Here is a 12,295-nt window from a genome sequence, read left to right as displayed (position 1 = left end):
CCCTTGTGCCAAATTCTAGCAATTTAAAGTTAAAAAGAACTTAATAATCCTACATATATATATTTTACATATATTTTCAGCAAATATCACAAAACAAGCAAAACCGCTTTTTTATGCACCACAAGGCTTTTCATATTGACTTTTTTCAGCTAAGATCCAACCATAAAATTTTTATCTCAATTCTTTTTAAGAATTAGATCTATCGCCTTTCGCATTGCAAAGCGCGTTTCAGCCATTAGAGCTGATAAAACATGCCAAGTAGCCCCATTATGCAAATTTGCATTTTTGTTTCTCATCAAAACAATAGGGACGGTGTAGGAAAACCTACGAGCTACTCAGAAGTAAGACCATAGATGTCTTGCAACTACAAGATGATAACTTGTAGATATAGGCTATCTGTCTTTACAGATATGCCCTTAGGCTTTTTATGCCTGAATTTATTGCAAACATTCCATAAAGGGATTAAAACCTAATCCCTTGCGGATTGTTTTGATTCTTTTATGGAGCGCTTGCTCCTCCGACAGATGTCGGCACCTCTTCACACATAAAAATATCCCCCATAAACAATTAGCTCATTTTTTTCGGATTAAATTCCGTTCCAGTGTTGCCTGCTGCTAATCAGGATTAAGCCTCGGCTTTAATGTTTTTAATGAGCTATTGTTGCCTTAGTGAGAGATGTTTTTGTGAAGAGCTTTTCAGCCCGAGTGGGAATACATATTTGATTCCCACTCGGGAGTCTTGTGTTTCTTGGATTTAGCACAAATTGAAAGGAGTGCAAAATGACAGTCATCAGAATTGTGGAGGAAAAAAGGAAAAAAATTTCTTTTGGAAAGGTGGCATTTCCGCCCTACCAAAAGAAAAGGGCTTGTAAGGTTGAGATTGAGCTTGGGCTTAGAACAATGAGCGACGGGACAACCCGTTTCTCTATTTGTGGCTCCATTTGGAACCACAAGCGCACGGATATTTATTCCGGTGGGCAAAATGATGAGACTATCAAAAGTCTTATCAAAGAAGGCGAGCTATCTGCATCGCCCCTTCTGTTGGAGATACTTGAGTTATGGGATAAATATCATCTCAATTATCTCCGCCCCGGGACACCGGAGCAAGAAGAGGCGGTGCAACAGGGTTTTGAGACCGGGACTATAAAAAGATTCCAAAAGGAGTCTTTTTATGATCAAGCGGTGGCTTACCTCAAAAGTGTTGGGCTTTACGAAGTCCAATATAATGGGAAGCCATATCGCTATGGCTCCGGCTGGATTCACTCTTCAATTCCGCCAAAGGATTTGAAGAGAATCAAAGAGATAATGGAAGGGTAACCTTTTTTTTTATCTCTATCAGCCCCGAGTTGGGGATTTTTACATTCCCAACGGGGTGTGTAATTTTCCCTTATGGTTGATAATTGTTAGGAGGTAACAATGGAATCAACAAGAGAGAATACAGCCTCGGCTCTAATGAGCCTTGGCTATAAAATCTCTCGTTCTTGGCATTTTGCCATACGGGACGAGAGAACGCCCAGTGCTTTTATTAATCAGAACGGTCATATACATGACTTTGGTTCTGATTGGCACGGGGACTTCCCGTCTTTCCTAAAGGAGTTTAGAGGTTTTCACAATATTGGCGATGCCATTCGTGAAGCACAGAGACTCTTGCAAATGGAGATTCCTTTTGATTTTGCAGACTTTGACAAAAGCGAGCAGAAGAAAAAGGAAGGCTTCATTGATGGGAAATGGTTAGGGCAATATCGCTCTAACAGAAAAACGCACTTTGAGGCTTATTCAAAGCTTCTCAGGGCGTTGCTTCCATCAGTGAAGTCAGGGGAAAGAAGGCGTGAAATTGCCTTGCGGTATGATATTGGGTATCAGTCAGCAGGCAATTTTAAAGGAAAGCCCTTTCCAGAGAGACTTATAATGCCTATTCGTGATGAAGCAGGCAGAATAGTGACCCTTTGGAAATATAACCCAACACTCGCCAAACACGAGCGGTTGCGTTATACAAGGGGCAGAAGAAGGAGCGCATTTAATCTTTCAGATCTTCTTAAATATAGAGAAGCTCCACAAGAGCCTATCTTTATAGTTGAAGGCGAGAAGGATGTGTTAAATGCTGTGGCTCATGGCATTCGTGCTATTACGCCCGGCAGCGCAACTTCTTTGTTTAATGAAAGCCAGTTGAGCATGCTCAAAGATCTCCGCCTAATGGTGGTTGGGGATTATGATGAAGCGGGGAAAAACTTTAATGCTGCCATAAAAAAGCAGCTTAAAGCCCACGCTAAAGTCGTGAGCGTGCTTGACTGGGAAAAGTTTCTCAAGTCAAAAGGCAGAGCAAATCTCTTGAAAAAGGGATTTGACTTGAGCGATTGGCTCGAGAAACGAAACTAGCCTTTAAGGCTAGAAATATTCCATAAAGGGATTTTTTTGTCCCTTTATGGGGTAGGACAAATCTCTTTATGGAGTGTTTGCACTCTAGGGCAATTTGTCCTTGCGGCATAGAAATATGTTGCTAAAAAACAAAAAAAGGAGAAAAAAGATGATGATGGTTCATTATCATCAAAATATGGTAGAATTGACAGCAGAAATCTTAAAAGGAGTGAGTATGAAAATGCCACTTGTTGTCAATAGCCATAATGCCAAAGAAGAAAGTCTCCAAGAGAATTATGATAGTTGCAAAAACGAATTGCGACAAATCATGATTTCTAAAAGGGGAGAGAAAGGGGAGCAAGATTTCAATGCTTTAATGAAACGCATCGAAAACAAAGAGGCGTGGAATGAAGCCTATAAAATCTTGGCTCAAGATGAGGAATGGAAAAAAGAAGAAAAATGGTTAGGAAATGTTGCGGTAAATGATGGGATTGAATAAATCCATCATTTTGCAGGGCGAAATATGGAAATGCAATTTTGATCCACAAGTTGGTTCAGAAATAGCAAAGTCTCGCCCCGCAATAGTAATTAGCTCAGACAAATTTGCTAGCTTTAGCACCAAAATTGTAGTGCCACTTACAACATGGCGCGATAAATTTGAAGGTGCTCCATTTATGGTTAGGATAGAACCTAACTTAGAAAATGGACTTAGCAACCCGTCTGCAGCTAATTGCCTGCAAGTAAAGAGTTTCGATCGATTGAGATTTGTTCGCAAATTAGGAACAATCGATAGGGAAACTCACCTAACCATATCTTTAATCCTATTTTCCTCTATTAAACCCTTCTAGTTTTCTTCATCAGCACGGCGGTGTGGGAATGACATTTTGTATTCCCACACGGGACTACTATGTCTTCCTACTATTTATTTGTCTGAAAATAAAAGGAGAAGACAATGAAAATATTTAAAGTTACAAAAACAGAATACACAAATCAGGAGGGATACTTCCCGCCTGATACAAAGGTGTTCGCAAGTCAATCTGAAGCTGAAGCTTACTTCAAGCTTCAGATAGAAAATAATCTTAATGCTTGGATCCTTTTGGGCGCAAGCATTGAAGAAATCTAAGAATGGCAAGAAGCCCTCTTCGAAAAAGGGGAAATACCATTTAGGTATTTCTTCGATGAGGAGCAACTCATCGCAACAACAGCGCTATGCCGTTGTTGCGGCGCTCCTTTAAAGCCCTCTGCGGTGGAAGACTATAAATACTTCTGCCCAGAGTGCGATGAGGATTTCTACAGCTTTGAGGCTGTAGAAGCACCTCTAAAAAAGCCCCGCAAAATTATTGCGACAATGGGCTCGCTCAACTTTGTTGAGCAATCCATTTGGGTGCAAACTCCAGAGGAGCTCAAAAAACTCCTATGGGAAAATATTGAATCCTCAAAAATGGATTTAGATGACTCCTATGAGTTTGCAAATGAAGCGGAAGTTTCCGTCTTTGTTGATGAGTGTGGGGATATTGAAAGGTATCTTCCGCTGTATTCCAGCAGGGACGGAAAAGAGGAATTTGGTGTGACAATCAAATACCTCTAATCAAAGCCCCTAGTGTTTGGGAATATCGATTCAATATTCCCAGCACGGGATATTGATGTCTTCTCATAGAATAAATTTTAAAGAAGAACAAAAGGATAAAGAATGAAGCTAATCAACCTCACCCTACACAACCTCACCATTCATAATGGTGAAGGAGAATCCACAACTATCGCTCCAAGCGGTATTGTGGCAAGAGTGGCGGCAGAAAAAGAAAACACAGGGTGCATCGATGGTATCCCTGTATTTAAAACGAGCTTTGGTGAGATCCAAGATCTCCCAGAAGCTCAAGAGGGCGTGATTTATGTCGCTTCTCTTCTAGTTGTGCAAGCAGCTAAGAGAGCTGATGTATTCAGCCCCGGAGAGTTGCTTCGCGATGAAGCAGGACAACCTGTAGGTTGTCTAGGTTTAGCAAGCCATTGCTAAACCCTCTATCAGCCCAAAGTTGGGGATTTTTACATTCCCCACGGGGTGTGTAATTTTCCCTCTTTGTTCCTATATGCAGGGAAAGGAGAAAGCAATGAAGGTCATGAATGCAAGTGGACGGCTCATTGATCCGTTTGACTTGCAAACAGAAGATTTTGATCCCAAAGTCATAGCGCAAACTCTTTCAAGAGTTTGTAGATTTTGGGGTCAAACAAAAAGATTCTATTCTGTCGCCCAGCACTGCTTGGTGATGGTTAGAATCTTTGAAGGGAATAAAGAGCTTCAGAAATGGGCTCTCATTCACGAAGTATTTGAGGGCTTAACGGGTATGGATGTTCCAACACCCATTAAGAAATCCACTCAAATGGCTCTTTATAGGGAAGCCGAAGAGAAATGTCTGCTTCAAGCAGCTGAAATCTTCGGCTTAACTCCGCCTATGCCAGAAGAGATTAAAATCGCTGATAAGCGATTGATGGTCTCTGAAGCGCTTGTGCTTATGAATAGTGAAAACTATGACTGGGCGCAATTAGCGGAGCCTTATGGAGAGGAAGTGGTTTCTTGGATTTCTGAAGAGTCTATGTTGCAAGACATGCAATATGTCGAGCATAGATTTCTGAAGGAATTTGAGAGGTTGTTTGGGAACAAAATGCAATAGCCTTCCAAACATCATTAGAGTCCCTAGGGGTGCATTTTATCCCCTAGGGGATATGTTGTGCCCCTTCATTTGTGCAAAAAAATAAAAGGAGAGTACATGACAAAAAGAGAAATAAGAAAAAGAATAAGCCAAAAACTCGTAAGAGAGTTGGCTCATTATGATGGTAGCTGGAATAGCACCAACATTGTAGAGGCGGCGAGTTTGTTTAGCGGTCTCGTAGTAATTGAGATTGCTAGAACAAATCTAGGCGACGGCAAGTTCAAGTGGAATACTTCCCTATATTCAGGGAATGTATGCGACTTGGACCAAAAAGGGATTTTAGCTGAATTTGGCGGACTTACAGCGGAAAATGCTGTAATGAGTGTAGATTCGGCAAATAAGGAATCAGCGATAGAAGTCGCTACATTTTGGGCTCACACCGCCCTTAAAAACAACACTAACATTATAGGTTAGTGTTGCAGGAAAGAAAAAACAAAAGGAGAAAAAATGGAAAAAATCATATACGGAATCATTTCAGAGGCTGTTGAAGTCTCTGATAGTGCAACTTTGTTCGCGACTTATGCAAACAAAGAGGATAGGGACGAGGACATTATCTGCATGGCAGATAATGTCCGCCAACAATTCGATCCAGATTGGGAAGATCCCATCGAAACCGTAGAAGATGCGGAATGCTTCTTCTGCGAATCGGCGGCGGACTTTCCCTATATCTACAAGCGCGTTGAAAATGTGCTTGTAGAAAAAGCAGGGGAGAATTTGCAACATTATGTTGCACTGGCATGGCAAAATAGCCTGTTTGACGGCTATTGCAACAGCCACTCAGACCTGCAGGAGGCTGAAAAAAAGCTGAAAGGTGTGATGAAAAGTCACATCAGAAGGCTTGCTGCGGAACTCCAAGACCCAGACAACCACGAGTTGTCTGAGGAGGAAGACAGCTATACGCGTGCTGCGTATCAGCTGGACGAAAGGCTAAGGTTTGCTCGTATCACGAGCTACCTTAATGGAGTTGAAGTTGCGGAGCGGACATATTCCTTCTGCGACTTGATTGATTCTGTATTGACAGATGATCAGGTCGTATGGGAGCTTTGCCCACATTGTGGAGATGAGGTTGAGCTTGATAGAATTTTCAAGACTCAATCTTGTCATGCATGTGGCGAGCAAATCTTGCCTTGCAGTATATGCGAGCAAGATAATTGCTCCAAGTGTCCGCTGGAGAAGTAGTTTTAGTTGTGCGTTAAGCACTGAGAAGCCAAAGAGGCAGTATTTTTATTGCCTCTTTGGGCGATAAATGCTGTCTTTTTTTGGCAATGCCAAAAGGAGGCAACAATGATAAAACAAATTTTAATTATAGGACTTTTCCTGTGTGGTTTAGGAAGCGCAGTTGCATTTTCAACTACGCAGGAAAAAGAAAAAGTTTGCAAGATAGGAGGAGACAATGCAAAAGCATTGTTCCAAAGTGGCTTTAATCAAGCCACTGGAGCTTGCAAATGAGCCAAGCCGTGCAAAGCAAGATATTCTATAATAGAATATTTGCGGCGATTCTGCAATATTATGGGTATAACCCAAAAAATATGTGGAAACGCAATGGTGTATATGGCTGCGGGCATAGCGGTATGTATTTTTACCCAGATGAGCTTACTTTTAGTAAGTGGGAAAAAGTCAGCCGCTATGTAGGCGGAAAATACGAGCGCGAAAGTGTAGAGGTATTTTTCAAGGTGTCTGTCGATGCTAAAGGCATTGAATGGACTAAGGTATCTTAATATATCAACACAAGGAGTGCAAAATGAAGGTTGAATTAGGCGAAAGACTCAAAGTCTTGGCAGAAGCAAACGATGGATTTGCCGATAGAATTAACCAAGAAATTAAAGACATGAGCAAGCTCAAAGATTACATATGGAACGCTTCCTATGATGAGAGCATAGGTTTTACCAAGAATGATAATACATTTTTGGTTGAAACCTTCACTTACACTCGCCCAAGTAATAAAATTGCTTGTGAGCTTATCCTTAGTCAAATCCTTACTAGGATTGACAAATATGGCGATATACACACAAGCAAAAGCCTCAGAATAGAATCCTATTCTTTTGAGATTCATTATGGTGAAAAAGGAATAAGCAAGGCACTTGGCTATGCGTGGCATGTAGCTGAAAGCTTTGTGGAAACTCTAAGGGACAGATAGTATGGTGAAAGGAGTAAAAGATGTCGCCTATATTTATGAAATGCTCGAGACACTTTTGGGAGCGTGTCGAGCAAAGAGGGATTGATCTCTCCGCTGTCGTTGATGTAGCTAAAAAGCTAAACAATGCAAAAATCGGAGAGATCATCAAGGGAGGCAATGAAAGGACAACGATTGTTGCCTCTCGTGATTCTGCTGGGCACGCTACATTTATTACAGCGTATCCCAGCAGAAAAGAAAGCTCTCCAGAAGCGATTACAGAATCGCGAATGGAGAAAAAGGGACTAAGAATAGTCTCTAAAACAAAAAAAATACCTAAAAAATAATTTTTGGTATTTTTCCTCGGATGAGGTTTTTCTTTTTTTGTTCTTATTTTCTTCAAATATAAACAAGAACAATAATTAAAATTAAACTATAAATTTTGGAACAAATTTTATGCCTTTTTTTGTTTTAAGTTTTTTGTTCCAAATTTGTTACCATTTATTTTTGTTCCAACTCATTTTGATTTTTTTGCATTGTTTTACGGCATTGATTTTGTCATTTATGAGATTACAGATTCATGAGCCAAAAAAATCTTATGGTAAAATTACAAGTGAGAAAAATGGCGTTAAAGATTTTTTTAAATAATTTTTGTTTAAAATCCTCTCCATCCCAAAAAAAAAAAACAAAATATGTGTAAAGTTTGCCCTCTATCATCAGTAAATAAATTAAACTCCAAATCTTGCTTGACTTGTTGGTCAGCACTTCCCATTTCCTCTCTAGCTTCTCGTTCTGCTCCATTGTTATTATTTGAATTTTGAGATTTTGATGAATTTGTATTAAAAATAGCATTATTTGTTCTTTTAAGTTCCTGTGGAATATTTGCTTGATTAAATTCTTTTTGGATTATTTCATTGCTAGGTAAATCGCTAATGTCTTTAGAATCTGAAAGCTTATCGGCAAATTCATCTTTACTTGTAGGATTTGTTTCGCTATTTTGTTTGCCTACTTGCTTAACTTGAGAACTTGAAAATTCGTTTGATTGTTGTCCATCATCTCTAGTTGTCGCATAATCTCCTCGCTTGTCTCCTGCATTATTGTTTCTATATGGTCCTCTATCGGTCTTGGAAGTTGAAATCTCTTTTGACTTTGAAGCAAATTCTCTCTTTCCTTGCCGTTGTTCTCCATTTGGCTGTATATTGTTCCTATCAAGCTGTTGAAATAATCCGCTTTCTCCTCTTGTAGATTCAAGTTCTCCACCTTGTTCTTCATTTCTAAAAGCACTTCTTGCTTCTCCTCCATTAAATCTAGGATTTGTGTGATAATTTTGTGTTGCTTTCTTTTCAAGTCTATTTGTGCTTTCCCTAGGATTTTGTTCTCTTTTTGCACTGCGTAAAGATTCCAAAGTTCTTTGAATAATACCATTTGTAAGTTGGGATTGCAGTAAAGTGCTAACCCTTTGCTGATATTCTCTTGCTCTTGTGATAGTTTGAGATTCTGTGATAACAGGTTTATTTCGTGATGAAATGTTGCTAAACTCTTTAATTTCTTCATCGGTTCGTTCATTTGTTCTGCTTTGAGTGTTTTGAGATTTTCGTTCGCTTCTTTCCACTCCTTGCTTATTTTGCCTATCATCTCTTGCGTTACTTCCGCTTCGCTTAAGATATTCTCCATTTTGCCCATCTCTACTCTCAAATCGTCCATTTTCTCCAAAAGATTGCTCATTTGTAATGTTCTCTTTGGGAGTAAATTTCTCGTAATCCTTTCTAGCGTCTTTAAAGATATTCTCTTTTGTAGAATCTTCTTGGGCAAATCCATTATTGCGTAAATCTCCTGTGTCATTTTGCCCTCCGCTTTCAACACTTCTTGTGTAAGTCTGTGAAGATTCTCTTTTAATTTGTTGATTTGGCTCTCTTGTATTTCCTCTTGCTTCATCAATTTCTGCAATTCTTGCATTATTCTCTCCTAAATTTAATGTATTATTCTGCGATTTTAAAGCATTAAAAATCTGTTCAAAGTTGTTTTGCCTTAAAAAATCTTCTAAGTCATCAGATTCTTTGATTTGTTTATTTTCATCTAAAGTTACAAAAGAAATTCTTTTAATATCTTCAAAATAACTAAAAACAATCTCCACATTATATTCTTTTATTATTTCCTCAAAGTAAGGTTTTTCTCCAAACTCTGTAAAAAATTCTTGTTTTCTAGCCGTATCAAAAATAAAGTTTTTAAAAAAATTCAAAGAAGAGTTTTTACTCTCTTGGTTAGAAAAGTTTCTAAATTTTTCTAAAATATTTTCAATATCCTTATACAACACTGCAAAATTATTATTTTTTGAATTGAAAAGAGTATTCATTTCTTAATCCTTTTATTGTGCCTTGCCTCATCTTGTTTGTTATTATGCTTTGTATCTTCTTCCTCTTGGATTGAAATTTCACTTGCTCTTGGGAGATTTAGAATCTCTTGTTGTTTGGCTTCTAAATGTGCTAGTTTCTCCTCTAAAGAGAGGTTGCGAAAGTGAGATTTATTAGAATATTCTAAAGAGGCTTCGTTTTGTGATATAATGCTTTGAGGATTTTTGCCAAAGTCTTGGTTAGCAGTGTATTTAATCTGCAAGTCAGAGGGCTTAGAGACTTCTCCGCCCGATTCTAACATATCAGACGCACCAGCAACTTCACTGCGTTGAAATCCTTGATTATAGATGACTTTTGACCTTTGTATTTCATTTTTAATGTTATTAAATTTTCTCCTTGTATGACTTGCATAAATCCATTCTCCATCATAGTTTTTTGCAACACTCATAAAATAACGATTTTTATCCTCATCTATAAATTCTTTTATGAATAAAATGCCTTGATGATTATCCAATACAAGATTTGGTTATTCTAATGTTGGTCTAATTTTATCAATAAAATCTATTCTGCCTTTTTAGATATTCTTTTACTTCGTCTTTTAAGTGAGGAATAAAATCTTGGTTGAAATCTTTAAGTCCAAAAGTTTCACGCCAAAGAGATTCTATTTCATATAATAATTTTTGAGATTACTCTTTATTCATTATCTCTTCTTTCTCACTATTGCATTTCTCTCAAGTTGTGCAGATTCTAATTCCTCTATCTTTTCAATCGCCTCATTTTCTAATTTATCATAAATTTTATAGGCACTATCTTCAAAAGATTCCGTTACTTCTTTATTTAAATGAATAAATTTAGATTCTACTTTTTCTAGTATTTCACTGAATGGGACATTGTCAAAAAATGCAGGGTTACTTTGGGCAACTTCCAAGTGAAAATCTCTTGGAATATGTGAGAAAGAATAAAGAAAATAATTGTTAAAAGAATTTTTATATCGTTCTACATAATCGGGGAGCAAATAAAGAATATTGCTTTCATAGGCATAAATATCTTTTAAAAATTGCTGTTCTGTTGTATTTAAATTGTATCAAAGGATTTTTCAAACGCTTCTTTTAATTGAGTTTCTAGTCTATCTATAAAATGATTATGATATTGTGTTCCTAATTTTTGTAAGTCTTGTTTGAAATTTTTTTCCATAAGCCTAAAATCAATATAATCTCTCACTTCCATTTTATCTCCCTTATCTGTGCCTTACTTTATGGGTTTGGAATTGTTGATTGGAATCTTGTTCTTTGTTTGGTGATGTATTATCCTTATTTTTCTCAAAAAGATAGTCTCTCAAATCCACTCCAAAGGTAGTTTTATCTATGGTTGTTTTTCAAGCAGTAAAGCTGCTAAATTCTTATCGATACTATCAATAAGGCATTGCTCATCTTGATTTGTAGCTTTATGTAATTTAATACACTCATTTTCATAATGCTCATCTCTTGCTTGTTGAGATTCTAAAACTAAATCCAAGAACTCATCTCTTGTGTTTTCTAGGTTTAAAATATGCCAATTACTCTTATCACTCGCATAAATGGCATATCTCATACTTAATCCTTGAGGAAGTAACACAGCAGTATTGAACAAGACAAACTCTTTATCATTATTACCAGCATAGCAATCATAGAATTTATACTTTATACCCTTTTCCTCAAATGTTTCTTTAGCTTCCCAAATGGTCATACTCTACTCCTTAAAGTTGTATTCACTTACAAAAATATATTTTATAAACACTATAATTTTGAAAATAAATACAATAGCCCCGCAAAGCGAGGCAAAAAGCTACATTCTTGGTCGGTTTAGCTTGCTGATATTATCACCCACAAAGTCTCCTTGGGTAGAGTTTTGAGTAGCTTCTTGTTCTTTTTGCTGCTCTTTTGCTTTTTCTACTTTAGACATAAGGTTATCTATGTTGCCTTTATGCTTTTGCGTCCTCTTGTGTTCTCTCTTCAATGACATTTCCATCTTTGTCTTTTTTGTCATAAATAGCAATAAATGAAAAGCCATCACGAGTGAGTTTATAACAAGGCAAAGTTCTACCTGTGCTATCTTTATATTCACTCAGCGGAAAATTCCGCTCAGTAAAATCTTTAATTTCTTCATTTGTTAATTTTTCATAAATTAATTCTAATACATCAGCGTGCCTCTTCTCAAACACATTCGCTATATCTAAACTTGTGCAGAAGATTTGCTCTCCTTGCTTTTCAAATTGAATGCTTTTATTGTTGATAACAATATCTTTCATTACTCATTCTCCAAAATAATTTTTGACTTATATAGCCTGAAAAGCTCTTTAAATTCTAAATCACTCATCTGCAAAAATTTCATAATACGAGAATAGTTCAAGGCATCAAATGTATCTTTATAAAAAAGCTTGAAGCATTGCAGTAAAAAATCATAGCCATAGCGATAAACATATTTTAAAACTTCGTTTTGCTCATCAACAAAGCTTTCTAAATTCAGTCTAAAAGCTTCATCATAATAAATTTTAAAAGTTAAATCCTCTAGGAAATCTTTAAAAAATATACGGCTATCTTCCAAGCTTTCAGCCTGAAAATTTATATCAATTAAAACTGCAAATGTCCCATAAATAGCAAGATAGTTTTCATATTCATAAATGGAATCAAAGATTTTTGGATAATCCTTGCAGATTCTAGCGTTGATGCGAATAAAATGTATATTACTTTCACTAAATACACTAAGCCAATAAGGCTATTGGCTTTCTACAAA

At 37.2% G+C, this 12,295-nt stretch carries 21 protein-coding genes; 14 read left to right on the top strand and 7 right to left on the bottom strand.

Features of this window, described 5'->3' with window-relative positions; all coding sequences use genetic code 11:
* Nucleotides 1-779: 779 nt before the first annotated feature.
* The 14 genes from HCCG_RS00200 to HCCG_RS00145 all read left to right on the top strand — a co-directional run bounded on the left by HCCG_RS00200 (nucleotide 780) and on the right by HCCG_RS00145 (nucleotide 7,519).
* Entirely contained in the window at nucleotides 780-1,316 is a 537-nt protein-coding gene (locus HCCG_RS00200) for a hypothetical protein (RefSeq protein WP_002955321.1), read from the top strand.
* 99 nt (nucleotides 1,317-1,415) lie between these two features.
* Complete coding sequence (locus HCCG_RS00195; RefSeq protein WP_002955320.1) at nucleotides 1,416-2,375, top strand: toprim domain-containing protein; 960 nt, start codon at nucleotides 1,416-1,418, stop codon at nucleotides 2,373-2,375.
* 214 nt (nucleotides 2,376-2,589) lie between these two features.
* Complete coding sequence (locus HCCG_RS00190; RefSeq protein WP_110550410.1) at nucleotides 2,590-2,853, top strand: hypothetical protein; 264 nt, start codon at nucleotides 2,590-2,592, stop codon at nucleotides 2,851-2,853.
* Nucleotides 2,837-3,202, top strand: coding sequence for a type II toxin-antitoxin system PemK/MazF family toxin (locus HCCG_RS12985; RefSeq protein ID WP_015453720.1), 366 nt, complete (start codon nucleotides 2,837-2,839; stop codon nucleotides 3,200-3,202). Before HCCG_RS00190 ends, HCCG_RS12985 begins: the two co-directional genes overlap by 17 nt.
* A gap of 104 nt (nucleotides 3,203-3,306) precedes the next feature.
* Complete coding sequence (locus HCCG_RS12090; protein WP_002955317.1) at nucleotides 3,307-3,477, top strand: hypothetical protein; 171 nt, start codon at nucleotides 3,307-3,309, stop codon at nucleotides 3,475-3,477.
* Between the two features lie 123 nt (nucleotides 3,478-3,600).
* Nucleotides 3,601-3,942: a hypothetical protein gene (locus tag HCCG_RS00180; protein WP_002955316.1), complete on the top strand. Its 342-nt coding sequence runs from the start codon at nucleotides 3,601-3,603 to the stop codon at nucleotides 3,940-3,942.
* 102 nt (nucleotides 3,943-4,044) lie between these two features.
* Nucleotides 4,045-4,365 carry a hypothetical protein gene (locus HCCG_RS00175; RefSeq protein WP_002955315.1) on the top strand — a complete coding sequence of 107 codons (321 nt, stop codon included), beginning with the start codon at nucleotides 4,045-4,047 and terminating at the stop codon, nucleotides 4,363-4,365.
* A gap of 94 nt (nucleotides 4,366-4,459) precedes the next feature.
* On the top strand, nucleotides 4,460-5,020 hold the full coding sequence (locus HCCG_RS00170) for an HD domain-containing protein (RefSeq protein WP_015453719.1): 561 nt from the start codon (nucleotides 4,460-4,462) through the stop codon (nucleotides 5,018-5,020).
* Between the two features lie 96 nt (nucleotides 5,021-5,116).
* A complete protein-coding gene (locus HCCG_RS00165; protein ID WP_002955313.1) occupies nucleotides 5,117-5,473 on the top strand; it encodes a hypothetical protein in 357 nt (118 codons plus the stop codon).
* A gap of 33 nt (nucleotides 5,474-5,506) precedes the next feature.
* Complete coding sequence (locus HCCG_RS00160; protein WP_002955312.1) at nucleotides 5,507-6,238, top strand: hypothetical protein; 732 nt, start codon at nucleotides 5,507-5,509, stop codon at nucleotides 6,236-6,238.
* A 105-nt stretch (nucleotides 6,239-6,343) separates the two neighbouring features.
* Entirely contained in the window at nucleotides 6,344-6,508 is a 165-nt protein-coding gene (locus HCCG_RS12085; protein WP_002955311.1) for a hypothetical protein, read from the top strand.
* Nucleotides 6,505-6,777 (top strand): hypothetical protein, encoded by a 273-nt coding sequence (locus tag HCCG_RS00155; protein WP_015453718.1) that lies wholly within the window; start codon nucleotides 6,505-6,507, stop codon nucleotides 6,775-6,777. The genes HCCG_RS12085 and HCCG_RS00155 overlap by 4 nt, the downstream gene beginning before the upstream one ends.
* 23 nt (nucleotides 6,778-6,800) lie before the next feature.
* A complete protein-coding gene (locus tag HCCG_RS00150) occupies nucleotides 6,801-7,196 on the top strand; it encodes a hypothetical protein (RefSeq protein WP_002955309.1) in 396 nt (131 codons plus the stop codon).
* Between the two features lie 20 nt (nucleotides 7,197-7,216).
* A complete protein-coding gene (locus HCCG_RS00145) occupies nucleotides 7,217-7,519 on the top strand; it encodes a hypothetical protein (RefSeq protein ID WP_002955308.1) in 303 nt (100 codons plus the stop codon).
* Between the two features lie 308 nt (nucleotides 7,520-7,827).
* On the opposite strand, the gene HCCG_RS00140 is transcribed toward HCCG_RS00145, so the two are convergent.
* From HCCG_RS00140 to HCCG_RS00110, 7 genes are all read right to left on the bottom strand, one after another.
* Entirely contained in the window at nucleotides 7,828-9,525 is a 1,698-nt protein-coding gene (locus HCCG_RS00140) for a hypothetical protein (RefSeq protein WP_002955306.1), read from the bottom strand.
* On the bottom strand, nucleotides 9,522-9,971 hold the full coding sequence (locus HCCG_RS00135; RefSeq protein WP_230197802.1) for a hypothetical protein: 450 nt from the start codon (nucleotides 9,969-9,971) through the stop codon (nucleotides 9,522-9,524). The genes HCCG_RS00140 and HCCG_RS00135 overlap by 4 nt, the downstream gene beginning before the upstream one ends.
* 252 nt (nucleotides 9,972-10,223) lie before the next feature.
* On the bottom strand, nucleotides 10,224-10,538 hold the full coding sequence (locus tag HCCG_RS00130; RefSeq protein WP_230197801.1) for a hypothetical protein: 315 nt from the start codon (nucleotides 10,536-10,538) through the stop codon (nucleotides 10,224-10,226).
* A gap of 59 nt (nucleotides 10,539-10,597) precedes the next feature.
* Complete coding sequence (locus HCCG_RS12080; protein WP_002955303.1) at nucleotides 10,598-10,750, bottom strand: hypothetical protein; 153 nt, start codon at nucleotides 10,748-10,750, stop codon at nucleotides 10,598-10,600.
* A gap of 135 nt (nucleotides 10,751-10,885) precedes the next feature.
* Complete coding sequence (locus tag HCCG_RS00125; protein ID WP_002955302.1) at nucleotides 10,886-11,248, bottom strand: hypothetical protein; 363 nt, start codon at nucleotides 11,246-11,248, stop codon at nucleotides 10,886-10,888.
* A 235-nt stretch (nucleotides 11,249-11,483) separates the two neighbouring features.
* On the bottom strand, nucleotides 11,484-11,810 hold the full coding sequence (locus tag HCCG_RS00115) for a Rha family transcriptional regulator (RefSeq protein ID WP_002955300.1): 327 nt from the start codon (nucleotides 11,808-11,810) through the stop codon (nucleotides 11,484-11,486).
* On the bottom strand, nucleotides 11,810-12,106 hold the full coding sequence (locus tag HCCG_RS00110; protein ID WP_002955299.1) for a hypothetical protein: 297 nt from the start codon (nucleotides 12,104-12,106) through the stop codon (nucleotides 11,810-11,812). Before HCCG_RS00110 ends, HCCG_RS00115 begins: the two co-directional genes overlap by 1 nt.
* Nucleotides 12,107-12,295 lie beyond the last annotated feature (189 nt).

It is taken from the genome of Helicobacter cinaedi CCUG 18818 = ATCC BAA-847 (assembly GCF_000155475.1).
GTDB lineage: Bacteria > Campylobacterota > Campylobacteria > Campylobacterales > Helicobacteraceae > Helicobacter_C > Helicobacter_C cinaedi.
This window is presented reverse-complemented; position numbering and strand designations above follow the sequence as displayed.